Origin of the sequence: Coralloluteibacterium thermophilum (assembly GCF_042654365.1) — a bacterium.
GTDB lineage: Bacteria > Pseudomonadota > Gammaproteobacteria > Xanthomonadales > Xanthomonadaceae > Coralloluteibacterium > Coralloluteibacterium thermophilum.
The window spans coordinates 45,295-69,302 of the sequence record NZ_JBHSGG010000007.1 but is presented as its reverse complement, the minus strand read 5'-3'; the positions used below and the strand labels follow the sequence as shown (position 1 = coordinate 69,302).

The following is a 24,008-nucleotide window of genomic DNA, read 5'->3' as shown; positions in this document are numbered from 1 at the left end:
CCCCGTATGCCCTCCATATCGTTGTTCCGGCGCGGGAAGGATCCCCTGCAAACCTGGTCGTCGCGTCCCTCCTGCGGCGCCATCGCCCTCCTCGGCCTGCTGCTCCTCGTCCCCGACACGGCCCGTGCCTGGCCGGACCTCGCGCCCGCATTCCGCGCGGGCGAGGTCGAGCTGGGCCTGAGCGCGAACTGGGTGTACGACAGCAACAGCTTCCATCGCGATCCCGACGGCCGGTTCGAGGACGCGACCGGCTTCCGCCGGCGCGAGACCGGCGTCTTCCTGCGCCGGCCGGGCCACTACGAGGTCATGGTGCAGTACGACCTCGAGGGACGTGCCTGGACCGACACCCTGGTCCGGCTCCACAGCAAGGGGCTGCTCGGCCGCGATCTCGGCAGCGTGCGGATCGGCTACTTCAAGACGCCGGTCGGCTTCGACGCCGTGTCCCCGGTGCGGGCGGCACCCTTCCTCGAACAGGCGCTGCCGGTCCAGGCGGTGTACGCCGGCCGGCGGACGGGCGTGGAATGGGCCCTGCAGCGGCCCGGCTACCTGGTCGGCGTGTCCGGCTTCGCGGGGCACGACCTCGAGGGCGACAACCACGGCCAGACCGTCGCGGGGCGCGCCGCCTGGGTGCCGCGCAACGCGCCGGGCGACGTCCTCCACCTCGGCGTCGCCGCCAGCCGCGAACGTCCCGACGCCGACACGCTGCGCCTGCGTGCACGGCCCGAGGCCGGGTTGACGCCGGTGCGGCTGGTCGATACCGGAACCCTCGCGGGCGTGGAGACCGTGCACCGCGGCGGCATCGAGGCGCTGTGGATCGCAGGGCCCTGGTCGCTGCAGGGCGAGCTGCTCGGAATCGACGTGCGCCGCGAAGGCCAGGACGTGCGCGGCCGGGGCGGCTACGTGTTCGGCAGCTGGATGCTCACCGGCGGTTCGCGCACCTACGGCGGCCATGCCGGCAACCCGACGGCCGGCGACGGCGACCAGGTGGAGCTGCTGCTGCGCTACAGCCACCTCGACCTCGACGACGGCGCCGTGGCCGGCGGCACCCAGTCCGACTGGACCCTGGGCATGAACTGGTACCTCGGCCGCAACCTCAAGCTCCAGGCCAACTACGTGCACGCGCGCAGCCGTCGCGGCGGAGAGACCGCCGACCCGGCGGTGCTCGGCCTGCGTGCCCAGTTCTACTTCTGATCCGCATGCGGCCGCGCGGCATGGGCCGCGCCGACGACACGACCGCAGCACACACAAGACGACTTCAGGACATAACGCGATGCGCTGGTTCAACGACCTCTCCATCACCCGCAAGCTGCTGGCAGGCATCTCGCTGGCGGCCCTGCTCACCCTGACCCTGGGTGTCACGGCGGTGAACCGCCTCACCCAGGCGAACGCGGACGCGAGCTACGTCGTGACGGTCAACGTCCCGCAGGTGCAGGCGATCGGCGACCTGCGCGGCTACCTGGGCGAGCTCCGCACCTACGAGCTGTCCCTGCTCGCCACGCAGAACTACGACGAGTACACCGGCCGCGTCGCCGCCATGGAGCAGGCCATCGCCGCGGCACGCAACGCCTACGCCGAGAACATCTCGGCGGGCACCGACCGCGACCGCTACGACGCCGCCAGGGCCGCGATCCAGGCCTATCTCGACGCCTCGTCGCGGCTCCTCCAGGCGGCCGGCGCGGGCGACTACGAGACCGCCGCACTGATCTCCGACGGCGAGTCGAGGCCGCTGCGCCGCACCGCCTTCGAGGCGCTCGACGCACTGGCGGCCCACGACCGCGAGCGGATGGACGCGCGCATCGCCGCCGCCGACGCCACCTTCCGCAGCAGCCGCGTCCTGCTCGGCGCGCTGACCGTGGCGGCCATCCTCATCGCCCTCGGCGCGGGCGCCTTCCTGGCCTACCGCATGGGCCGCGCGCTCCGCCAGGCGACGGCGGTATCCGCGGCGATCGCCGACGGCCGCTTCGACAGCCGGATCGACATCGAGTCCCGCGACGAGACCGGCCAGCTGCTGGCGAGCATGCAGCGCATGCAGAGCACGCTGCAGGAGTACAGCCGCGCCCAGCTCGAGATGGGCGCGCGCCACGACGCCGGCGAGATCAGCCATCGCATCGACGCGGCCGCCTTCCGCGGCGCCTACGGCGAGATGGCCGCCAACACCAACGCCCTGGTCGATTCGCACATCGTCGTGATGAACGAGATGGCCGGCCTCGCGCAGCGCTACGCCATCGGCGACCTCTCCGAGGACATGCGCGACCTGCCGGGCGAGAAGGCGGCGATCACCGAGGCCATGCGGGCGACCAAGCAGAACCTCGACGCGGTCAACCTGCAGATCAAGGCCCTGGCCGACGCCGCCGCGCGCGGCGACTTCAGCGAGCGCGGCGACGAGGCGAAGTACCAGTACGCCTTCCGCGAGATGGTGGCGGCGCTCAACCGCCTGATGCAGGAGGCGGACGCCGGCCTGAGCGACGTGGGCCGGATCATGGGCGCGCTGGCCGACGGCGACCTGACCCAGCGGGTGGAGCGCGAATACCAGGGCGCCTTCGGCAGGCTGGCCGCCGACGCCAACCGCACCGTCGCGCAGCTCACGGGCATCGTGCGCGGCATCAAGGACTCGGTGGAGACCATCAACACCGCCTCCGGGGAGATCGCCTCGGGCAACGCCGACCTCTCCAGCCGCACGGAACAGCAGGCGGCTTCGCTGGAGGAGACCGCCAGCTCCATGGAGGAACTCACCTCCACCGTCCGCCAGAACGCCGAGAACGCGCGCCAGGCCAACCAGCTCGCGGTCGGTGCCGGCGACGTGGCCGAGGCCGGCGGCCGGGTGGTGGACGAGGTGGTGACGACGATGGGCGCGATCAGCGAATCGTCGAAGCGGATCGCCGACATCATCGGCGTGATCGACGGGATCGCGTTCCAGACCAACATCCTCGCGCTGAACGCGGCGGTGGAAGCCGCGCGCGCGGGCGAGCAGGGCCGCGGCTTCGCGGTGGTGGCCTCGGAGGTGCGTTCTCTGGCCCAGCGCTCGGCGGATGCGGCCAAGGAGATCAAGACGCTGATCGAGGACTCGGCCGAGAAGGTGGAGCTGGGATCCAGCCTGGTGCACCGCGCCGGCACCACGATGGGCGAGATCGTCACCTCGGTGAAGCGGGTGACCGACATCATGGGCGAGATCACTGCCGCATCGGCGGAGCAGAGTTCCGGCATCGACCAGGTGAACCGGACGGTCATGCAGCTGGACGAGGTGACGCAGCAGAACGCGGCCCTGGTCGAGGAGGCGAGCGCCGCAGCCCGCAGCCTGGAGGAGCAGGCCGGCGGCCTGGCCCAGGCGGTGGCCGTGTTCCGGCTCGTGCAGGGCGCGACGGTCCAGCCGGCCGTGAAGACCCCGGCCCCGGCCGCGCCGGCGCCGAAGCCTGCGCCCAGGCCGGCCGCCAGGGCCCAGGCGGAAACGGCCCCGGCTCAGGCCCCGGCGGCGCGGCCTGCGCCCGCGCGTGCGCCGAAGCCGGCGCCACAGCCGGCCCTCGCCGAGGCCGACGGCGAGTGGCAGGAGTTCTGATCCCCGGGGCACGGGCGGGCGCGGCCGTCGCGCCCGCCTCCCGCGGCCCCGCCTGGCGGGGCCGCTAAACCCCGGCCGCTTCCTGCCGATAAGGGGGAAAGGCGAACCTCCCGCCAGTCCCCCCAGCATCCTGGAGCCAGCGTCATGAGTCAGACCAACGCAGCCGTCGCCGCGGCCGAGTCCGCCGAGTACCTCACCTTCGATCTCGGCAGCGAGCAGTACGGCGTGGACATCCTCAAGGTGCAGGAGATCCGCGGCTACGACGGCGTCACCCGCATTCCCGATGCGCCGGAGTTCATCAAGGGCGTCATCAACCTGCGCGGCACCATCGTCCCGGTGGTGGACCTGCGCATCAAGTTCAAGCTGGGCGAGGTCCGCTACGACGAGTTCACGGTGATGATCGTGCTCAACGTGCAGGGCCGCGTGGTCGGCATGGTGGTCGACGGCGTCTCCGACGTGACCGCGCTGACCGCCGAGCAGGTGCGCCCCGCCCCGGAGCTGGGCAGCGCCGTCGACACGCGCTACCTCAGCGGCATCGGCGTCGTCGGCGAGCGCATGCTGATCCTGATCGACATCGAGCGCCTGGTCGGCAGCACCGACATGTCGCTGTTCGAGGACGCCGCCTGACACGGGCGGCTGTACCCGGACCGTCCACGATGAGCGTCGGCCTCGACGAGCGCGAGCGTGCCCGCGAGTTCGCGTTCTCCGAGCGCGACTTCCGCCGTATCCGCGACCTGATCCACGCCCGCGCCGGCATCGCGCTGGCGCCGAGCAAGCGCGACATGGTCTACAGCCGCCTGTCGCGCCGGCTGCGCGCGACCGGCATCGCGAGCTTTTCCGACTACCTGGACGCGCTCGAACGCGACGAGGGCGCGGAGTGGGAGGCGTTCACCAACGCCCTCACCACCAACCTCACCTCGTTCTTCCGCGAGGCGCACCACTTCGACATCCTCGCGCGCCACCTGGAGGCCCGCCGCGGCCGCCGCCTGCGCATCTGGTCCTGCGCGGCCTCGACCGGCGAGGAGCCGTGGTCGCTGGCGATCACCGCCTGCGAGGCGATGGGCACCCTGGCGCCGCCGGTGGAGATCGTCGGCACCGACATCGACACCCAGGTGCTGCAGACCGCGGCGCGGGGCGTCTACCCGCTGGAGCGGATCAAGGGTCTCTCCGCGGAGCGGCAGCGGCGCTTCTTCCAGCGCGGCACCGGCGCCAACGAGGGCATGTGCCGGGTCAAGCCCGAGCTGCGCGCCCTGGTGCGCTTCGCGCCGCTCAACCTGCTGGCCGAGCGCTACGACGTGGGCGGCCCCTTCGACGCGATCTTCTGCCGCAACGTCATGATCTACTTCGACAAGCCGACCCAGCGCGCGGTCCTGCAGCGGCTGGCGCCGATGCTCGCGGAGGACGGCCTGTTCTTCGCCGGGCACTCCGAGAGCTTCTTCCACGCGGGCGACCTCCTCACCCTCACCGGCCACACCGTCTACCGCCGCGCCGCGCGCACTGCAGGCGCGGCATGAGCGCGCGGGTGGCCCCGTCGGGCGCGCAGCGCGACGCCGCGCGCACCTACTTCGACGTGGGCCTGCGCGTGCGCGCGACCAAGCTGTTGCCAGCCGACTACTACGTGGGCGAGCCGGGCGTCGCCCTCACCACCGTGCTCGGTTCCTGCGTGGCCGCCTGTCTGCGCGATCCGGTGATGCGCATCGGCGGCATGAACCACTTCATGCTGCCCGACGGCGACATCGGCGGCGGCGCCCCGGCGCGCTACGGCAGCCACGCGATGGAACTGCTGATCAACGCCCTGCTGGTGCGCGGCGCCCGCCGCGACCGCCTGGAGGCCAAGGTCTTCGGCGGCGGCAACGTGCTGCAGGGCTTCACCAGCACGCCGGTGGGCACGCGCAACGCGCAGTTCGTGCTCGCCTACCTGCAGACCGAGGGCATTCCCGTGCTCGCCAAGGACCTCGGCGGCATCCATCCGCGCAAGGTCGCCTTCTTCCCCGAGACCGGCCGTGCGCTGGTGCGCCAGCTCCCGCACGCGCACGAGGACGCGGTGCGCGCCGAGGAGCGGGCCTACCGCGACCGGCTCGTGTCCGCTCCGCCGGCGGGCTCGGTCGAACTGTTCTGAGCGGTGCCGTGGTCATGCCCATCAAGGTCCTCGTCGTCGACGATTCGGCGCTCATCCGCCAGCTGCTGACCGAGATCCTCTCCGCCGACGACGGCATCGAGGTGGTCGGCACCGCGTCCGACCCCTACATCGCCCGCAGCAAGATCAAGGCCCTGCGCCCCGACGTGCTCACGCTCGACGTCGAGATGCCGCGCATGGACGGCCTCAAGTTCCTCGAGAACCTGATGCGCCTGCATCCGCTGCCGGTGGTCATGGTGTCCTCGCTCACCGAGCGCGGCGCCGACGTCACGCTGGCCGCGCTCGCGCTGGGCGCGGTCGATTTCGTCACCAAGCCCAGGCTGGAGATCGCGCGCGGCATGCACGACTACGCCGAGCTGGTGCGCGAAAAGATCCGCGGCGCCGCGCGCGCGCGGCCCGCGCCGCCGCTGCCGCGTGAGGTCGCGCCGGTGCTGCCGCAGGGCTACCGCACCACCGACCGGCTGATCGCCCTGGGCGCCTCGGCCGGCGGCACCGAGGCGCTGCGCGTGGTCATGGAGGCCATGCCCGCCGACGCACCCGCGGTGGTCATGACCCAGCACATCCCTGCCGGCTTCAGCCGCCCCTTCGCCGAGCGCCTCAACCGCAGCTCCGCCATGACCGTCTGCGAGGCCGAGGACGGCCAGCCCATCACGCCGGGCTGCGGCTACGTCGCGCCGGGCGGCCGCCACCTCGAAGTGGTGCGCAGCGGCGCCCGCTGGCTGTGCCGGCTGACTGACGCCGAGCCGGTCTGCCGCCACCGCCCCAGCGTCGACGTGCTGTTCGGCTCGGTGCTGCGTGCCGCGGGCCGCAACGCCGTGGCCGGCCTGCTCACCGGCATGGGCGACGACGGCGCGCGCGGCCTGCTGGCGCTGCGGCGCGCCGGCGTGCGCACCCTGGTCCAGGACGAGGCGAGCTGCGTGGTCTGGGGCATGCCCGGCGCCGCGCATCGCCTGGGCGCCGCAGACGAGGTCGTCCCCCTGGGCCGGGTCGCCGAGCGCCTGCTGGCCTTCGCCGCGGAATGAGGCGGCGGCCCGGCGCGCGGGCCGACGTGCGCGATGCGCTCTAAAGATGCCGCGCCGGCCGCCGATACCGAGGTCGACACTGGATTGGTGACTTCCATGCAGACCTCGCTCCTCATCCGTCTGGCGGCCCCCGCCGCGCTGACCCTCCTGCTGGTGCTGGCCGAGGCGCTCGGCTGGGCCGCTCCCGTGCGCTGGGCGATCCTCACCACGCTGACCCTGGCCTGGGGCGCCGTCGCGTTCTGGACCGTGCGCAGCCGCACCCAGCCGACCGAGGACGAGGCCAGGCTGATGCGCGAGCAGGACGCCCTGCTCGGCGAGCTGCGCACCTTCGTGGCCAACGAGGTGGACGGTTCCCGCCACGAGATCGACCGCACCCGCACCCTGATCCGCGACGCCGTGGCCCAGCTCGGCCACGCCTTCGAGGCCATGAACCGCAAGTCGCGCGAGCAGGGCAGCGTCGTCGCGCGCATCGTCGACCGCGGCGAGGGCGGCGGCGTGGACATCGCGCGCTTCGCCAAGCAGGCCAGCCGGCAGATGGAGCAGCTCGTCGAGGCGCTCGAGGAGGTCAGCGGCCAGTCCGGCGCGACCGTCCACCACATCGACGCCATGGCCCAGCACCTCGACGGCATCTTCGCCCTGCTGGAGGACGTGAAGTCCATCGCCGACCAGACCAACCTGCTGGCCCTCAACGCCGCCATCGAGGCCGCCCGCGCCGGCGAGGCGGGTCGCGGCTTCGCGGTCGTCGCCGACGAGGTGCGCAACCTGTCCGAGCGCTCGACCGCCTTCAACGAGCAGATCCGCAAGCTGGCCCACAACTCCAAGGACGCCGTCGCCAAGGTGCGCGAGTCGGTCACCCAGATGGCCTCGCGCGACCTCGACCGCTCGCGCGAGGCGCGCGCCGAGTCCGCCTCCATGCTGAGCCAGGTCGCCGCGATGAACGACGCCCTCGGCAGCGGCATGCGCGAGATCTCCGAGTGCGGGCGCGCGGTGGACCAGTCGGTGGCCGAGGCGGTGCGCTCGCTGCAGTTCGAGGACATCGCCAACCAGGCCCTGGGCTCCGCCCTCGTCCACATCGAGCGCCTGGGCACGATCAACCGCGAGGCGAGCGAGCTGCAGGAACTCCTGCATCGCGCCGGCGGCAGCCTGAGCCCGGAGGTCGTGCAGGCCCTGCGCCAGATCGGCGCACGCCTGCGCGAGCAGCGCGGCGAATGGCAGCGGCCCCCGCACAAGCCGGTCTCCCAGCAGCACATGGGCGAGGGCACGGTGGAGCTGTTCTAGGAACGTTGTCCGGGGGGACAACGGGGGTGAGGCGCCGGGCGGTCATGCCGTCCGGCGCCTTTTTTTGTTGGTGAAGCGGGAATCGGGAAGAGGGGGCGGGTGGATGACGTACGCTCTACCGCTTCCCGCTTCCCGCTTCCCGCTTCCCGCTATGCCCACCACCGATCCCCGACTCGCTCCGCTTCTCGAGGAACGCGCCGCGGTCTCGCGCGCGCTGCACGACGACATCGGCCAGGCGCTGACCGCGGCGGTGCTGGAGCTGCAGTTCTCCGGCACCGGGCCGGTCGATGCGGAGACGCGGGATGCGGTGGTGGCGGAGCTGAAGGCGGCCATCGCACGGCTGCGCGACATCTCGCTGCGGCTGGCGAAGCCGCCCGGGGCCACGGGCGGCTGAGCGGCCTCGGCCCGAGGAGCGAGACATCAGGAGCGAGAAACGAGGGCCGCACGGCCAGCCTCCCTTCTCGATTCTCTACTCATCCCTGGCCCACCCGCCCCTCCCCGCGAACGCGGGGGGAGGCTCGGGGAGGGCGCTTTCGGCCGAGAAGCCAGACGCAGGGGCGAAGCACCGGAGAAACAGGGGCCTGACCCTCGTTTCTCACTCCTCCCACTGACTCCTCAAGCTTCTCAGGCCAGCGGCCGGCGGTAGACGGCGGCGTGGATGCAGGCCAGCACGCTCACCACGAACCAGCCGAAGGGCAGCAGCGACAGCGTGAGCAGCCAGGTGATGGCGCCGGCGATGCAGGCCAGCACGAACCAGGCGATGGCCCACAGCACGCGACCCTGCACCAGTTGTCCCAGGCCGGGAATGATGAGGCTGCAGATGGCGGCGATGACGTTGCCGGTGGAACCCTGTCCTGTGCTCATCGTGGCGGCATCCTCGGTTGCGGAACGAAGCCCAAGGGTGCCCGCGGGCCGGCCGTCTGCCAGTGAAGGTCGTCACCGTGCCGGACGGCGGTGCTGCACCGCACGAACACATTTCATTGGCGTCCGCCATGGTCCCCTGCGGCCGTGCCGCGTCCTTGCCGCGGCCCCCACTGGTGGACGAATGGACGATCGCCGACTCGCCCCGCTGGCTGTTGCCCGCGGGCACGCCGCTTCCTCTCATCCCGTCCGCGGCCGCGCCGTGCCGCGCTCCTCGCCGCTTCCGTCCGGAACGTCCCGCCCCCGCGGGGCGCCGCGCCGTCGCATGCCCCACACCCCGACTGTGGCGTCCTGATCCACCCCCGACACCCTCTCCGACCGTCGACGTCCGCCCCATGCATCTCTGCCTGCTCCCGCCCTCCGACTCCTCCGACGCCGATGGCCGTGCCCGTCGCTTCGCCGCGGCCGCGGCCGCCGGCTGCGACCACGTGGCGGTGGAGGGGCCGTTCGCCCGCGACGTGGCAGGACGCCTGCGCGATCCCGGTGCCGACGGGCACGCCGAGGCGCTGCGCGCGCTGGTCGAGGCCGCCGCGGGGCACGGCCTGCGCGTGCTGATCGACCTGCGCATCGACGAGGTCGCCGGCGACGCGGCCCTGGCGACCGGGCACCCGCACTGGTTCCGCCCGCGCGGCACGGCGCTGCCGGACCCGCGCAGCGGTCGCCGCGAGGCCGAGGTCGCGCAGGCCCGCTTCGACGACGGCGGCGACGCGCTCGCGCTCGCGACGTGGTGGGGCGACACGCTGGCCGCCTGGCTGGCGACCGGCATCGCCGGCCTGCGCGTGCTGCATCCCGCGCGCACGCCGGCCGCCGCCTGGGCGGAGCTGCTGCGGCGGGCGCGCGCGGCGGCCCCGGAGGCGGTGTTCTGCGCCTGGACGCCGGGCCTGACGCGGGAGGAGCTCGCCGGTCTCGCCGGCGCCGGCTTCGACGCGGTGTTCTCCTCGCTGGCGTGGTGGGACCTGCGCGCCGGCTGGTTCTACGACGAGGACGCAGCCCTGCGCGCGGTGGCGCCGCGGGTCGTCGCCCTGGTGGATGTCCCGGGCGAGGGCACGCCCGACGATCCGCGGGCGCGGCTCGCCCGGCGCCGCCTGCAGGCGCTCGCCGCGGCGCTCGGCGGGGACTGGGCGGTCGGCGCGGATGCCGTCGCGCCGCTCGCGGACGAGGACGCGGCGCGCCTGGCGCCGCCCGCACCGCCCGCCCTGGTCCGGCCGCTGCTGCCGGAGGGCGGCACCGTCGCCGCGCTGCGCCTGGAGAGTCCCGGCGCGCCGCACACCGTGGTCCTGGTCAACGCGGACGACGACCACGTCGTGCCGGTGCCGGCCTCGGCCCTGCTGCACGCGCTGGGCGACAGCAGCTGCCTGGTCGACCACGACGGCGAAAGCGTCGACGTCGAACACGCCACGATGCTCGAACCCGGCGAGGTCCGCGCCTACCGGCTCGGGCGCGGCAAGCCGGTGCTCGCGGCCCCGCGCGGGCGGGTGCCGGCCGAGCGGGTCGCCGCCGAGTCCCCGCGGGTCAGCATCGAGGCGGTCTCGCCGGCGGTGGACGACGGCCGCTTCCCGGTCAAGCGCACCGTGGGCGAGCGGGTCTGCGTGGAGGCCGACGCCTTCTGCGACGGCCACGACCGCATCGCGGTGGCCGTGCTGTGGCGCGCGGCGGATGCGCGCACCTGGAACAGCGCGCCGATGCGCCACATCGGCAACGACCGCTGGCGGGGCGAGTTCCCGCTCGAACGCATGGGCCGCTACGAGTTCAAGGTCGAGGCCTGGCGCGACGTCTTCGCCACGGTGCACGCCGACCTCGACAAGAAGCGCGCCGCCGGCACCCTGCTGCCGGTGGACGTGCAGGAGGCGACGGCCCTGGTCGAGGCCGCGCAGGCGCGCTGCCGGGGCGCGCTGGCGACGACGCTCAAGGGCATCCTCGCGCGCGTGCGCAAGGCGGCCGACGACCTCGCGCGGGTCGAGGTGCTGCTGGAGCCGGCCACCGCCCAGGCCATGGCCCGCGCCGACGACAAGCCCTTCCGCACCGAGTACCCGGCGGTGTTCCCGGTCGAGGCCGAGCGCCGCGCCGCGCTGTATTCGAGCTGGTACGAGCTGTTCCCGCGCTCGCAGTCGGGCGATCCCGCACGCCACGGCACCTTCGACGACGTGATCGCGCAGCTGCCGCGCATCCGCGCCATGCACTTCGACGTGCTCTACATGCCGCCGATCCATCCCATCGGGCTGAAGAACCGCAAGGGCAGGAACAACGCGGTGACCGCACAGCCCGGCGAGCCCGGCAGCCCCTACGCCATCGGGTCGGAGGAGGGCGGCCACACCGACATCCACCCCGAGCTGGGCGGCATCGAGGCCTTCCGCCGCCTGCGCGACGCGGCCGCGGCGCAGGGCCTGGAACTCGCGCTCGACTTCGCCATCCAGTGCGCGCCGGATCACCCCTGGCTCCGGGAGCACGCGGACTGGTTCACCTGGCGCGCGGACGGCTCCATCCCCTACGCCGAGAATCCGCCCAAGAAGTACCAGGACATCGTCAACGTCGACTTCTACGCGTCGGGCGCGGTGCCGGCGCTGTGGAACGAACTGCGCGACGTGGTCCTGTTCTGGGTGAACGAGGGCGTCAGGCTGTTCCGCGTCGACAACCCGCACACCAAGCCCTTCCCGTTCTGGGAATGGATGATCGCCGAGGTGCGCGGCCGGCACCCCGACGTGGTGTTCCTGTCCGAGGCCTTCACCCGGCCGAAGATGATGTACCGCCTCGCCAAGGTGGGCTTCTCGCAGTCCTACACCTACTTCACCTGGCGCAACCACAAGGCGGAGATCGCGGCCTACCTGGAGGAGCTCAACCAGGGCGTGCCGCGCGAGTGCTTCCGGCCGCACTTCTTCGTCAACACGCCGGACATCAACCCGCACTACCTCCAGACCTCCGGGCGGCCGGGCCACCTCGTGCGCGCCGCGCTGGCGACCACCCTCTCCGGGCTGTGGGGCATGTACCAGGGCTTCGAGCTCTGCGAGGCCACGCCGCTGGCGCCGGGCAAGGAGGAGTACCTCGATTCGGAGAAGTACGAGATCCGCGCCTGGCCCGCGCGCCGGCCGGGCGACATCGTCGACGAGATCGCCCGCCTCAACCTGCTGCGCCGGCTCAACCCCGAGCTGCAGACCCACCTGGGCACGCGCTTCTACGTCGCGCACAACGACCAGGTCCTCTACTACGGCAGGTTCATCGACGCCGCGCACCTGTCGCGCGCGCGCAGCATGGTGCTGGTCGCGGTCAACCTCGACCCGCACCACGCGCACTCGGCCGCGATCGAGGTGCCGCTGTGGGAGTTCGGCCTGCCCGACCACGCCGGCGTGGAGGTCGACGACCTGTGGACCGGCCGCCGCTTCCGCTGGGACGGCAAGGTCCAGCACGTCCACCTCGACCCCTCGCGCCCCTTCTCGATCTGGCGCATCCGCGCAGGAGCCGAACGATGATCCCGGCCACGACGACCGCCCCCGAGGCCGCCGCCCCGCCGCTGGTGGAGGATGCGCTCTGGTACAAGGACGCGATCATCTACCAGGCCCACGTCAAGTCGTTCTTCGACTCCAACGACGACGGCATCGGCGACTTCCCCGGCCTGATCGCGCGGCTCGACTACATCGCCGACCTGGGCGTCAACGCGATCTGGCTGCTGCCGTTCTACCCGAGCCCGCGCCGCGACGACGGCTACGACATCGCCGAGTACATGGCGGTGCACCCGGACTACGGCACCATCGACGACTTCCGCCGCTTCGTCGACGAGGCGCACGCGCGCGGCATCCGCGTCATCACCGAGCTGGTCGTCAACCACACCTCGGACCAGCATCCCTGGTTCCAGCGCGCCCGCACCGCGCCGAAGGGCTCGCCGGAGCGCGACTTCTACGTGTGGTCCGACGACGACACCGCCTACGCCGGCACGCGCATCATCTTCTGCGACACCGAGAAGTCGAACTGGACCTGGGACCCGGTCGCCGAGCAGTACTTCTGGCACCGCTTCTACTCGCACCAGCCCGACCTGAACTTCGACAACCCCGCCGTGCTGGAGGCGGTCCTGGAGGTCATGCGCTTCTGGCTGGACATGGGCGTGGACGGCCTGCGCCTGGATGCGGTGCCCTACCTGATCGAGCGCGAGGGCACCTCCAACGAGAACCTGCCCGAGACCCACGCGATCCTGCGCCGCATCCGCGCCACGCTCGACGCCGAGTACCCGGACCGCATGCTCCTGGCCGAGGCCAACATGTGGCCGGAGGACACCCAGCAGTACTTCGGCGAGAACGGCGACGAATGCCACATGGCGTTCCACTTCCCGCTGATGCCGCGCATGTACATGGCGATCGCACGCGAGGACCGCTTCCCGATCACCGACATCATGCGGCAGACGCCGGCGATCCCCGACACCTGCCAGTGGGCGATCTTCCTGCGCAACCACGACGAGCTGACGCTCGAGATGGTGACCGACTCCGAGCGCGACTATCTCTGGCAGACCTATGCCGCCGACCGCCGCGCGCGCATCAACCTCGGCATCCGCCGGCGCCTGGCGCCGCTGCTCGAACGCGACCGCCGCCGCATCGAGCTGATGACCTCGCTGCTGCTGACCATGCCCGGCACCCCGGTGCTGTACTACGGCGACGAGATCGGCATGGGCGACAACATCCATCTCGGCGACCGCGACGGCGTGCGCACGCCCATGCAGTGGTCGATCGACCGCAACGGCGGCTTCTCGCGCGCCGATCCCGCGGCCCTGGTGCTGCCGCCGATCATGGACCCGCTGTACGGCTTCCAGGCGGTCAACGTCGAGTCGCAGCAGCGCGACCAGCACTCCCTGCTCAACTGGAACAAGCGCATCCTCGCGGTCCGCAAGCGCTACAAGGCCTTCGGCCGCGGCGAGCTCCGCTTCCTGTACCCCGGCAACCGGCGCATGCTCGCCTACCTCCGCGAGCACGAGGACGAGGTGGTGCTGTGCGTGGCCAACCTCTCGCACACGCTGCAGGCGGTGGAGCTGGACCTCTCCGCGTTCGAGGACCGGGTGCCGGTGGACATCATCGGCGGCAACAGCTTCCCCCCGATCGGGCGCCTGCCCTACCTGCTGACCATCCCGCCGTTCGGGTTCTACGCCTTCCAGCTCGTGAGCGAGGGCGCCATGCCCGACTGGCATCTTCCGCCGCCGGCGCCCCTGCCGGAGTACCAGACCCTCGTGCTGCGCGGCGCGCGGCCCGACATGGATGCGCTCGAGGTGCACCGCGGCGTGCTGGAGCGCGACATCCTGCCGGCCTGGCTGGCCGCGCGGCGCTGGTTCGGCGCCAAGGACCGCGACCTGCGCGGCGTGCGCGTGGCCCGCGCCACCGCCCTCTCCGCGGGTGGCCCGCCGGTGCTCTACGAGGTCGAGGCCTCGCTCGGCGACGGCGGCCGCGAGCACTACCTGCTGCCGGTCGGCATCGCCTGGGAGCGCGACCATCCCAGCCTGCTCGCCGAGCAGCTGGCGCTGGCGCGCGTGCGTCACGGCCGCGAGGTCGGCTACCTCACCGACGCCTTCGTGCTGGAACCGCTGGCGCGCGGCGTGCTGGCGGCGATGGCCGAGTCGCGCGTGCTGCGCCTGGGCGAGACCGGCGATGCGCGGCCGGTGGGCGAGCCGGGCGCCGGCGAGCTGGGCGCGGGCGTGTCCGGGCCCGGCGAGATCCGTTTCCTGCCGACCCCGGCGTTCGCCGCCACCGCCTTCCCGGAGGCGCCCGAGATCCGCTGGCTGTCGGCCGAGCAGAGCAACAGCTCGCTGATCATCGGCGACGCGGCGGTGTTCAAGCTGCTGCGCCGGATCGTCCCGGGCATCAACCCGGAGGTCGAGATCGGCCGCCGCCTCACCGCGCTCGGCTATCCCAACGCGGCGCCGCTGCTGGGCGAGGTGGTGCGCGTCGGCGGCGACGGCGAACGCACCACGCTGGCCCTGCTGCAGGGCTTCGTGCGCAACCAGGGCGACGCCTGGCGCTGGACCCTGGACCACCTGTCGCGCTCGCTGGACGAATACCAGGCCGCGCAGACCCCGGAGCAGCTCGAGGAGGTCGCCAGCGGCTACGACACCTTCGCCGCCGTGCTGGGACGCCGCCTCGGCGAACTGCACGAGGCCCTCGCCACGCCGGTGGACGATGCCGACTTCGCGCCGCAGACCATGGGCGCGCAGGAGGCGGCGCGCGCGGTGGCGCGCGTGCGCGAGCAGGTGGAGTCGGCCTGGCTGACGCTGAGCGCGCGCCGCAGGAGCGGCGCCGACGAGGCCGAGGCGGCCTGCATCGACGCCGCCTTCGCCGTGCGCCCGCGTCTGGAGGCCCTGCTGGACCGCGCCGCGCCGGCGCTGGAGGGCAGCCTCGCGACCCGCATCCACGGCGACTTCCATCTCGGGCAGGTGCTGGTCGCCTTCGACGACGTGGTGATCATCGACTTCGAGGGCGAGCCCGCGCGCTCGCTGGAGGAGCGTCGCGCCAAAGCCAGCCCGCTGCGCGACGTGGCGGGCCTGCTGCGTTCGCTGGACTACGCCGGCGAGGTCGCCGCGCGGGGCGAGGAGGGCACCGTGCCGCGCACCGGGACCGGCGCCGACGCGCGCGCCGAGACCTTCATCGCCGAGTTCCGCGGCCGCGCCATGCGCGCCTTCGTGGACGCCTACCGCGCCGTGCTGACCGCGAGCGCGCACCCATGGATCGAGGCGCGGGCCTTCGTCACCGCGACCGAGCTCTTCCTGGTCGAGAAGGTCTGCTACGAGATCCGCTACGAGGCGGCCAACCGGCCGGGCTGGATCGGCGTGCCGATCCGCGGCCTGCTGCGCCTCGCCGAGGCCCTGCCCGACCCGGAGGCCGGTGCATGAGCCCGCCGGTGATCCCGCTTTCCGATGCGACCCGGCGCGCCTTCGCCGAGGCGCGCCACGGCGATCCCTTCGCCGTGCTCGGCGCCCATGCGGGCGAGGGCGGGCGGGTCCTGCGCGTCTTCCTCCCCGGGGCGCAGGCGGTGTCCGCCCGGCTGGACGACGGCGAAGCGGTGGCGCTCTCGCCCGAGGGCGGCGAGGGCTTCTTCGTGGCGACGCTGCCGCAGGACGGCGGCTACCGCCTGCGCATCGAATGGCCGGGCGGCGTGCAGGAGACCGCCGATCCCTACGCCTTCGGTCCCCAGCTGGGGGACCTCGACCTGCACCTGATCCGCGAAGGGCGGCACCTCAACCTGGCCGATGCGCTCGGCGCGGTGGTCGCCGAGGTCGATGGCGTGCGCGGCACCCGGTTCGCGGTCTGGGCGCCGAACGCGCAGCGGGTCGCGGTGGTCGGCGACTTCAACGCCTGGGACGCGCGCCGCCACCCCATGCGCCTGCGCCACGAGGCCGGCGTGTGGGAGCTGTTCCTGCCCGACGTCGGCCCCGGCGCGCGCTACAAGTTCGCCCTGCGCGGCCCGCACGGCGAGGAACTGCCGCTCAAGGCCGACCCGGTCGCCCGCCAGGCCGAGCTGCCGCCCGGGACTGCCTCCATCGTCGCCGACCCGGCGCCCTTCGCCTGGAGCGACGCGCACTGGATGCAGACCCGCGCGCGCCGCCACCGGCCGGACGCGCCGCTGTCGGTGTACGAGGTGCACGCCGGTTCCTGGATGCACGACGCGCAGGGGCGACCGCTCGACTGGGACGCGCTGGCCGACCGCCTCATCCCCTACGTGGCGGACATGGGCTTCACCCACATCGAGCTGCTGCCGGTCAGCGAGCATCCCTTCAGCGGCTCGTGGGGCTACCAGCCGCTGGGCCTGTTCGCGCCGACCTCGCGCTTCGGCGAGCCGGCCGGCTTCGCGCGCTTCGTGGACCGCTGCCACCGCGAGGAGATCGGCGTCATCGTCGACTGGGTGCCGGCGCACTTCCCGACCGACGCGCACGGCCTCGCGCGCTTCGACGGCACCGCGCTCTACGAGCACGCCGATCCGCGGGAGGGCTTCCACCGCGACTGGAACACGCTCATCTACAACCACGGCCGCAACGAGGTCTCGGGCTTCCTGATCGGCAGCGCGCTGGAGTTCCTCCGGCGCTACCACGTGGACGGCCTGCGCGTGGACGCGGTGGCCTCCATGCTCTACCGCGACTACAGCCGCGAGGCCGGCGAGTGGATTCCCAACGTCCACGGCGGGCGCGAGAACTACGAGACCATCGCCTTCCTGCGCCGGCTCAACACCGTGGTGCACGCCGAGGCGCCCGGCGCCGTCACCATCGCCGAGGAATCCACGGCCTGGCCGGGCGTCACCGCCGACGTGGCCCACGGCGGGCTGGGCTTCGACTACAAGTGGAACATGGGCTGGATGCACGACAGCCTGCAGTACATCCACGAGGACCCGGTCCACCGCCGCTACCACCACGACAAGCTGCGCTTCGGGCTGGTCTACGCCTTCTCCGAGCGCTTCATGCTGCCGATCTCGCACGACGAGGTGGTGCACGGCAAGGGCTCGCTGCTGGGCAGGATGCCGGGCGACGACTGGCAGCGGCGCGCCAACCTGCGCGCCTACCTGACCTTCATGTGGACCCATCCGGGCAAGAAGCTGCTGTTCATGGGCTGCGAGTTCGGCCAGCCGACCGAGTGGAACCACGACGCCGCCCTGCCGTGGTGGCTGCTGGACGACCCGGGCCACCGCGGCATCCAGCGCCTGGTGCGCGACCTCAACCGCATCCATGCCGCGCACCCCGCGCTGCACGTGCACGACGCCGACGGCGCGGGCTTCGCCTGGGTGGTCGGCGAGGACGCGGCGCAGAGCGTCTACGCCTACCTCCGCCGCGGCGGGCCGGAGCACCCGCCGGTGCTGGCGGTGCTGAACTTCACCCCGGTGGTGCGCCATGGCTACCGCATCGGCGTGCCCCACGACGGCGCCTGGCAGGTGCTCCTCGATTCCGACCGCGCCGTCTACGGCGGCGCCGGGGCCGCCGATGCCGCCGGCGTGCACGCCGAGCGCGTGCCCGCGCACGGCCAGCCGGCCTCCCTCGTGCTCGACCTGCCGCCGCTGGCCGGGCTGCTGCTGATACCAGGGCCCGGATAGGAGAGGCCCGCCCCCCGGCGGGCGCGCCCGTCCGGCGCGTCCCGTCCCTTCCCGACGCACGGAGGCTCCCCATGCCAACCCGCCCCGATCGACTTCTCCCCGGCAGTCCCTATCCCCTCGGTGCCACCACCGACGGCGTCGGCACCAACTTCGCGGTGTTCTCCGCGCACGCGACCCGCATCGAGCTGTGCCTGTTCGATCCGTCCGGGCGCCGCGAGGTGGCGCGCTACGACCTGCCCGAGTGCACCGACCAGGTCTGGCACGGCTACCTGCCGCACGTGCGCGCCGGCCAGCTCTACGGCTTCCGCGCGCACGGGCCGTACCGGCCGGAGGAGGGGCACCGCTTCAACCACAACAAGCTGCTGCTCGATCCCTACGCGCGGCTGCTCCACGGCCAGGTGCGCTGGAGCGATTCGCTCTACGGCTACCGCATCAACGCGCCCAAGGCCGACCTCAGCTTCGACCGCCGCGACAGCGCCGCGGCCATGCCCAAGTCGGTGGTGGTGGACGACAGCTTCCACTGGCGCCGCGAGCGTCGGCCGGAGGTGCCGTGGCCCAGGACGGTCATCTACGAGGCCCACGTCAAGGGCCTCACCCAGCGCCTGGAGCACATCCTCCCGCCCGAACGCGGCACCTTCAGCGCACTGTCCGACCCGCGCCTGATCGACCACCTGGTCAAGCTCGGCGTGACCGCGCTGGAGCTGCTGCCGATCCACGCCTTCGTCCAGGACCGCTACCTGGTGGAGAAGAAGCTCGCCAACTACTGGGGCTACAACACCCTGGCCTTCTTCGCGCCGGAGCCGCGGTACCTCGGCGAGGGCGGGCTCAACAGCATCCGCGCCGCGGTGCAGAGCCTGCACGCGGCGGGGATCGAGGTGATCCTCGACGTGGTCTACAACCACACCGCCGAGGGCAGCGAGCTCGGGCCCACGTTCTCCTTCCGCGGGCTGGACAACGCCAGCTACTACCGCCTGCTGCCGGACAACCCGCGCCACCACATCAACGACACCGGCACCGGCAACACGGTCAACACCTCCCACCCGCGGGTCATCCAGCTGATCATGGATTCGCTGCGCTACTGGGTGGAGGCCTTCCACGTCGACGGCTTCCGCTTCGACCTCGGCGTCACCCTCGGCCGCGAACCGCACGGCTTCGATCCCAACAACGGCCTGTTCAAGGCCATGCGCCAGGACCCGGTGCTGGCCAACGTCAAGCTGATCTCCGAGCCCTGGGACGTGGGCCCCGGCGGCTACCAGATCGGCAACCATCCGCCCGGCTTCGCCGAGTGGAACGGCCGCTTCCGCGACCACGTGCGCCGGTTCTGGAAGGGCGACGGCGGCATGCGCCCGGCGCTCGCCGCGGCGCTCGGCGGCACCGCCGAGCTGTTCGACAAGGAATGCCGCCGGCCCTGGGCGTCGGTCAACTTCGTCACCGCGCACGACGGCTATACCCTCGCCGACTGGACCGCCTACGAGCAGAAGCACAACGAGGCCAACGGCGAGGACAACCAGGACGGCGCCAACGACAACGAGAGCCGCAACTGGGGCGTCGAGGGCCCGACCGAGGACGAGGCCATCCTCGCGCAGCGCGCGCGGGTCGCCCGCGCGGCGCTGGCGACCCTGGCCTTCTCGCACGGCACGCCGATGCTGCTCGGCGGGGACGAGTTCGGCCGCACCCAGCAGGGCAACAACAACGCCTACTGCCAGGACAACGAGCTGTCGTGGTTCGACTGGGGCCAGGCCGCGAGCGACCCCGGGCGCGCGATGACCGGCTACGTCGCGCGCCTGCTGCGGCTGCGGGCGGAGCTGGGGACGATCTCGGCGGCCTGCTTCATGCACGGCGTTGACGAACCGCTGCCGGGCGTGGCTGATACCGCGTGGTTCGACGAGACCGGCGCGCCCATGGGCGAGGACGACTGGAACTACACCGAAGGCCGCCTGCTGGCCCTGCGCCGCGCGGCGCGCCGCGACGACGGCCGCATCGAGATCACCCTGCTCCTGGTCAACGGCAGCCACGAACCGCGCCGCTTCGAGCTGCCGCCGCCGACCTTCTCCTGGACCTGCCGCCTCGACAGCGCCGCGCCCGAGGCGCCCGAGCACCACCTGGACGACGCCGGCCTCGACGTGCAGGCGCACTCGGTCGTGCTGTTGTCCACCTACGCCGAAGACCACCGCACATGACGATGCACCGCATGCCCTACGGCGCCGAGCCCCAGGGCGACGGCACCACCCGCTTCGCCCTGTGGGCGCCCGACCGCGAGACGGTGACGCTGGAGCTGGACCGCGACGGCCGTACCGACCGGCTGCCCATGCAGGCGGAGGCCGACGGCTGGCACCGGCTGACGACCGCGGCGCCGCCCGGGACCCGCTACCGCTACCGCATCGACCCGGAGCTGGCGGTGCCCGACCCGGCCTCGCGCCTGCAGGAGGGCGACGTGCACGGCTGGAGCGTGGTCGTGGACGCCTCGGGCTTCGCCTGGAAGAACACCCGCTGGCGCGGCCGCCCGTGGCACGAGACGGTGCTCTACGAGTTGCACGTCGGGGTCATGGGCGGCTTCGAGGCGGTCACGCGGGAACTCCCCCGGCTGGCCGAGCTGGGCGTCACCGCCGTGCAGCTCATGCCGGTCAACGAGTTCCCCGGCAGCCGCAACTGGGGCTACGACGGCGTGCTGCCCTACGCGCCGGATTCCGTCTACGGCACGCCGGACGCGCTGCGCACCCTGGTCGACACCGCGCACGGCCTCGGGCTGATGGTGTTCCTCGACGTGGTCTACAACCACTTCGGACCGGACGGGAACTACCTCAACGCCTACGCCTCGGACTTCTTCCGCGGCGACGTCCCCACGCCCTGGGGCGAGGCGGTGAACGTCGCCAATCCGGTGGTGGGCGACTTCTTCGTCCACAACGCGCTGTACTGGATCCACGAGTTCCGCCTCGACGGCCTGCGCTTCGACGCCGTGCATGCGCTGTCCGACCCGGCGTGGCTGCGTTCGCTCGCGCGCCGCGTGCACGCCTCGCTGGACGCCCGCCACGTGCACCTGGTGCTGGAGAACGAGCACAACCAGGCGTCCCTGCTCGGGCCCTGGGCCGACGGCGAGCCGCCGCGCTTCGACGCGCAGTGGAACGACGACTTCCACAACGCCCTGCACGTCATGCTGACCGGCGAGACCGAGGGCTACTACGGCAACTATGCCGACGACCCCGCAGGCCACCTGGCGCGCGTGCTGGGCGAGGGCTTCGCCTACCAGGGCGAGACCACCATCCACGACACCCCGCGCGGCGAGCCGTCGGCGCAGCTGCCGCCGACGGCCTTCGTCAGCTTCCTGCAGAACCACGACCAGGTCGGCAACCGCGCCTTCGGCGACCGCCTCGCGACCCTGATCGACGACGCGGTCTACGACGACGCCATGGCCCTGCTGCTGCTGTGCCCGCAGATCCCGATGCTGTTCATGGGCGAGGAGTGGCGCAGCCGCACGCCCTTCCTGTTCTTCGTGGACCACGATGCCGACGGCCTCGCCGATGCGGTGCGCGAGGGGCGGCGGGCCGAGTTCAGGCATTTCGCCGCCTTCCAGGACGAGGCGGCGCGGGCGCGCATCCCGGATCCGAACGACGAGGCGACCTTCCTCGCCTCGCGCCCCGATCCCGCCGAGGCGGCGCAGGACCGCCACGCGGCGGCGCTCGAGCTGGTGCGCTCCCTGCTCGCCCTGCGCCGCATCGAGATCGTGCCGCGCCTGCACGGCGCGCGCGCGCTGGGCGCGCGGGTGCTGGGCCCGAAGGCCTTCGTCGCCCGCTGGCAGATGGGCGACGGCCAGGTGCTGGCGATCTACGGCAACCTCGACGCCGCCCCGGTGCCGGCGCAGGTCACCCACGCCACCCGCGGGCGCTGGATCTGGGGCCGCGCCTCCGCCATCTCGGCGCTGGAGACCGCCGATCCGCACCAGGGCGTGCTCAACGGCCACACGCTGCTGGCGCACCTGGAGCGGGTGCCATGAGCGACGCGGCCCTGCATGCACTGGCGCGCGCCGCGGGGCTGAGCATCGACTGGCGCGACGCCTTCGACAGCCCGCGCACGGTTGCGCCGGACACCCTGCGCCGCGTGCTCGGCACGCTCGGCCTGCCGGCCGGCAGCGACGCCGAGATCGCGGAGAGCCAGGCCCGCCTGCGCGAGGAGCAGGCCGAGACCCGCTTGCCCGCGCTCGTCGTCGCCGACGCCGGCGGGCGCTGGACGGCGCCGCCCGGCAGCCGCCGCTGGCGCGTCACCGCGGAGGACGGCAGCGCGCTCGGCGAGGGCAGGGTGGGCGAGGACGGGCGGATCCCGGTGCCCGGGCAGGTCGGCTACCACCGGCTGGCGCTGGACGAGGCCGAGACCACGCTCGCGGTGGCGCCGGCACGCGCCTACGGCATCGACGAGGCCGCCGGTGCCGGCGCCCGCCTCGCCGGCATCGCGGCCCAGCTGTACTCGCTGCGGCGCGAGGGCGACGGCGGGGTCGGCGACTTCACCGCGCTCGCGCAGCTGGTGCGCGCCGCGGCCCGGCACGGCATCGACGCCGCCGCCATCAGTCCGGTGCACGCCATGTTCGCGGCGGCGCCGGAGCGCTTCAGTCCCTACTCGCCGTCGAGCCGCCTGTTCTACAACTGGCTGCACGTCGATCCGGCGGAGGTGTTCGGCGCGGACGCGCTGGCGGGGCTGGACCTCGACGCGGCCGAGCGCGAGGCCCTCGCCGCGCGCGAGCACGTGGACTGGCCGCGGGTCGCGCGGCACCGGCGCGCGCTCCTCGCGGCGCTGTTCGAGCGCATCGACCGCTTCCCCTCGGCGCGCGACGCCTTCGTGCGCTGGCGCGCCCAGGCCGGCGAGCCGCTGGCGCGGCACGCGCGCTTCGAGGCCCTGCAGGCGCACTTCGCGGCGCGCGACGGCGAGGTGCGCGGCTGGCAGGGCTGGGACGCGGACTTCCGCAGCCCGGAGTCCGCCGCCGTGGCCGGTTTCGCCGATGCGCACGCGCACGAGGTCGCCTTCCACGCCTGGCTGCAGTACCTCGCCCACAGGGGCCTCGAGGCTGGCCAGCGCGCCGCGCGCGACGCCGGCATGCGCCTCGGCCTGATCGCCGACCTCGCGGTCGGCAGCGATCCCGGCGGCAGCCAGGCCTGGAGCCACGGCGACGAGATGCTGCAGGGCGTCTCGGTCGGCGCCCCGCCCGACATGCTCAACGCCCAGGGCCAGGACTGGGGCCTGACCACCTTCTCCCCGCGCGGCCTGCGCGCCAGCGGCTTCGCCGGCTTCCGCGCCATGCTGCGCGCGGCCTTCGCCCATGCCGGCGGCGCCCGCATCGACCACATCCTCGGCCTCAAGCGCCTGTGGCTGATCCCGCACGGCGCCGGCGCGACCGAGGGCGCCTACCTCGACTACCCCTTCGACGACCTGTGCCGGCTGATCGCGCTCGAATCGCACCTGCACCGTGCCGTGGTCATCGGCGAGGACCTCGGCACGATCCCCGAGGGCTTCGGCGACCAGCTCGCCGAGCGCGGCATCCTCGGCATCCGCGTGCTGTGGTTCGAGCGCGAGCGCGACGGCGGCTTCCGCGCCCCCGCGCGCTGGTCGCGGCGCGCCATGGCGACCACCACCACCCACGACCTGCCCAGCGCCTCCGGCTGGTGGCGCGGCCGCGACATCGAGCACCGCCAGGCGCTCGGCCTGTGCGACGACGCCGGGGCCGAGCTGCGCGAGCGCGAGCGCGACGCGCGCCGCCTGTGGGAGGCCATGCTCGCCGCCGGCACCGCCGAGGGCCCCCCGCCGCCGGAGTGGGACGGCCATCCCGTCGCGCGCGCCGCCGCCGCGACCATCGGCGCCACGCCCGCGCCGCTGGCCGTCCTCCCGCTGGAGGACGTGCTCGGCCTGACCGAGCAGCCGAACCTGCCCGGCCCCACCGACGAAGGGCACCCGAACTGGCGCCGACGGCTCCCGGTGCACGTGGACACGCTGTTCGAGGTGCCCATCGCGCACGACACCCTCGACGCGCTCACCGCCCGCCGCCGCGACTGACCCGGAGCCGCACCGCCGC

15 protein-coding genes are annotated in these 24,008 nt (G+C 73.1%); 14 read left to right on the top strand and 1 reads right to left on the bottom strand.

Going from position 1 to position 24,008, the window contains the following annotated elements; translation table 11 throughout:
* The first annotated feature begins 6 nt into the window (after nt 1-6).
* The 8 genes from ACFO3Q_RS03825 (at nt 7) to ACFO3Q_RS03790 (ending at nt 8,384) form a co-directional block, all read left to right on the top strand.
* On the top strand, nt 7-1,191 hold the full coding sequence (locus ACFO3Q_RS03825) for an OprO/OprP family phosphate-selective porin (RefSeq protein WP_377003318.1): 1,185 nt from the start codon (nt 7-9) through the stop codon (nt 1,189-1,191).
* Nucleotides 1,192-1,270: 79 nt separating this feature from the next.
* Nucleotides 1,271-3,553, top strand: a complete 2,283-nt coding sequence (locus ACFO3Q_RS03820) for a methyl-accepting chemotaxis protein (RefSeq protein WP_377003317.1) — start codon at nt 1,271-1,273, stop codon at nt 3,551-3,553.
* Between the two features lie 144 nt (nt 3,554-3,697).
* Nucleotides 3,698-4,180, top strand: a complete 483-nt coding sequence (locus tag ACFO3Q_RS03815; protein WP_377003316.1) for a chemotaxis protein CheW — start codon at nt 3,698-3,700, stop codon at nt 4,178-4,180.
* Nucleotides 4,181-4,209: 29 nt separating this feature from the next.
* The gene (locus tag ACFO3Q_RS03810) at nt 4,210-5,067 is read left to right on the top strand and encodes a CheR family methyltransferase (RefSeq protein ID WP_377003315.1); all 858 of its coding nucleotides are present in this window, start codon (nt 4,210-4,212) and stop codon (nt 5,065-5,067) included.
* A complete protein-coding gene (gene cheD / locus ACFO3Q_RS03805; RefSeq protein WP_377003314.1) occupies nt 5,064-5,672 on the top strand; it encodes a chemoreceptor glutamine deamidase CheD in 609 nt (202 codons plus the stop codon). The genes ACFO3Q_RS03810 and cheD overlap by 4 nt, the downstream gene beginning before the upstream one ends.
* A gap of 14 nt (nt 5,673-5,686) precedes the next feature.
* Nucleotides 5,687-6,712: a protein-glutamate methylesterase/protein-glutamine glutaminase gene (locus ACFO3Q_RS03800; protein WP_377003313.1), complete on the top strand. Its 1,026-nt coding sequence runs from the start codon at nt 5,687-5,689 to the stop codon at nt 6,710-6,712.
* 96 nt (nt 6,713-6,808) lie between these two features.
* On the top strand, nt 6,809-7,990 hold the full coding sequence (locus ACFO3Q_RS03795) for a methyl-accepting chemotaxis protein (protein ID WP_377003312.1): 1,182 nt from the start codon (nt 6,809-6,811) through the stop codon (nt 7,988-7,990).
* A 151-nt stretch (nt 7,991-8,141) separates the two neighbouring features.
* Nucleotides 8,142-8,384 (top strand): histidine kinase, encoded by a 243-nt coding sequence (locus ACFO3Q_RS03790; protein ID WP_377003311.1) that lies wholly within the window; start codon nt 8,142-8,144, stop codon nt 8,382-8,384.
* 230 nt (nt 8,385-8,614) lie between these two features.
* On the opposite strand, the gene ACFO3Q_RS03785 is transcribed toward ACFO3Q_RS03790, so the two are convergent.
* Entirely contained in the window at nt 8,615-8,854 is a 240-nt protein-coding gene (locus ACFO3Q_RS03785) for a hypothetical protein (RefSeq protein ID WP_377003310.1), read from the bottom strand.
* A 392-nt stretch (nt 8,855-9,246) separates the two neighbouring features.
* Here ACFO3Q_RS03785 and ACFO3Q_RS03780 point away from each other — a divergent pair, with 392 nt between their 5' ends.
* The 6 genes from ACFO3Q_RS03780 (at nt 9,247) to malQ (ending at nt 23,989) form a co-directional block, all read left to right on the top strand.
* Nucleotides 9,247-12,375: an alpha-1,4-glucan--maltose-1-phosphate maltosyltransferase gene (locus tag ACFO3Q_RS03780; protein ID WP_377003309.1), complete on the top strand. Its 3,129-nt coding sequence runs from the start codon at nt 9,247-9,249 to the stop codon at nt 12,373-12,375.
* On the top strand, nt 12,372-15,767 hold the full coding sequence (gene treS / locus ACFO3Q_RS03775; RefSeq protein WP_377003308.1) for a maltose alpha-D-glucosyltransferase: 3,396 nt from the start codon (nt 12,372-12,374) through the stop codon (nt 15,765-15,767). Before ACFO3Q_RS03780 ends, treS begins: the two co-directional genes overlap by 4 nt.
* On the top strand, nt 15,764-17,953 hold the full coding sequence (gene glgB / locus ACFO3Q_RS03770) for a 1,4-alpha-glucan branching protein GlgB (RefSeq protein ID WP_377003307.1): 2,190 nt from the start codon (nt 15,764-15,766) through the stop codon (nt 17,951-17,953). Before treS ends, glgB begins: the two co-directional genes overlap by 4 nt.
* A gap of 71 nt (nt 17,954-18,024) precedes the next feature.
* Nucleotides 18,025-20,133, top strand: a complete 2,109-nt coding sequence (gene glgX, locus ACFO3Q_RS03765; protein ID WP_377003306.1) for a glycogen debranching protein GlgX — start codon at nt 18,025-18,027, stop codon at nt 20,131-20,133.
* A complete protein-coding gene (treZ, locus tag ACFO3Q_RS03760) occupies nt 20,130-21,944 on the top strand; it encodes a malto-oligosyltrehalose trehalohydrolase (RefSeq protein ID WP_377003305.1) in 1,815 nt (604 codons plus the stop codon). The genes glgX and treZ overlap by 4 nt, the downstream gene beginning before the upstream one ends.
* Nucleotides 21,941-23,989: a 4-alpha-glucanotransferase gene (gene malQ, locus ACFO3Q_RS03755; RefSeq protein WP_377003304.1), complete on the top strand. Its 2,049-nt coding sequence runs from the start codon at nt 21,941-21,943 to the stop codon at nt 23,987-23,989. Before treZ ends, malQ begins: the two co-directional genes overlap by 4 nt.
* The last annotated feature ends 19 nt before the right edge of the window (nt 23,990-24,008 follow it).

What these genes read in the sequence shown, in the direction of transcription:
- ACFO3Q_RS03785 (WP_377003310.1), bottom strand. Translation starts at nt 8,854, where the DNA reads ATGAGCACAGGACAGGGTTCCACCGGCAACGTCATCGCCGCCATCTGC.
- ACFO3Q_RS03815 (WP_377003316.1), top strand. Translation starts at nt 3,698, where the DNA reads ATGAGTCAGACCAACGCAGCCGTCGCCGCGGCCGAGTCCGCCGAGTAC.
- treS (WP_377003308.1), top strand. Translation starts at nt 12,372, where the DNA reads ATGATCCCGGCCACGACGACCGCCCCCGAGGCCGCCGCCCCGCCGCTG.
- malQ (WP_377003304.1), top strand. Translation starts at nt 21,941, where the DNA reads ATGAGCGACGCGGCCCTGCATGCACTGGCGCGCGCCGCGGGGCTGAGC.
- cheD (WP_377003314.1), top strand. Translation starts at nt 5,064, where the DNA reads ATGAGCGCGCGGGTGGCCCCGTCGGGCGCGCAGCGCGACGCCGCGCGC.
- ACFO3Q_RS03795 (WP_377003312.1), top strand. Translation starts at nt 6,809, where the DNA reads ATGCAGACCTCGCTCCTCATCCGTCTGGCGGCCCCCGCCGCGCTGACC.
- ACFO3Q_RS03810 (WP_377003315.1), top strand. Translation starts at nt 4,210, where the DNA reads ATGAGCGTCGGCCTCGACGAGCGCGAGCGTGCCCGCGAGTTCGCGTTC.
- glgB (WP_377003307.1), top strand. Translation starts at nt 15,764, where the DNA reads ATGAGCCCGCCGGTGATCCCGCTTTCCGATGCGACCCGGCGCGCCTTC.
- ACFO3Q_RS03820 (WP_377003317.1), top strand. Translation starts at nt 1,271, where the DNA reads ATGCGCTGGTTCAACGACCTCTCCATCACCCGCAAGCTGCTGGCAGGC.
- treZ (WP_377003305.1), top strand. Translation starts at nt 20,130, where the DNA reads ATGACGATGCACCGCATGCCCTACGGCGCCGAGCCCCAGGGCGACGGC.
- ACFO3Q_RS03790 (WP_377003311.1), top strand. Translation starts at nt 8,142, where the DNA reads ATGCCCACCACCGATCCCCGACTCGCTCCGCTTCTCGAGGAACGCGCC.
- ACFO3Q_RS03800 (WP_377003313.1), top strand. Translation starts at nt 5,687, where the DNA reads ATGCCCATCAAGGTCCTCGTCGTCGACGATTCGGCGCTCATCCGCCAG.
- glgX (WP_377003306.1), top strand. Translation starts at nt 18,025, where the DNA reads ATGCCAACCCGCCCCGATCGACTTCTCCCCGGCAGTCCCTATCCCCTC.
- ACFO3Q_RS03825 (WP_377003318.1), top strand. Translation starts at nt 7, where the DNA reads ATGCCCTCCATATCGTTGTTCCGGCGCGGGAAGGATCCCCTGCAAACC.
- ACFO3Q_RS03780 (WP_377003309.1), top strand. Translation starts at nt 9,247, where the DNA reads ATGCATCTCTGCCTGCTCCCGCCCTCCGACTCCTCCGACGCCGATGGC.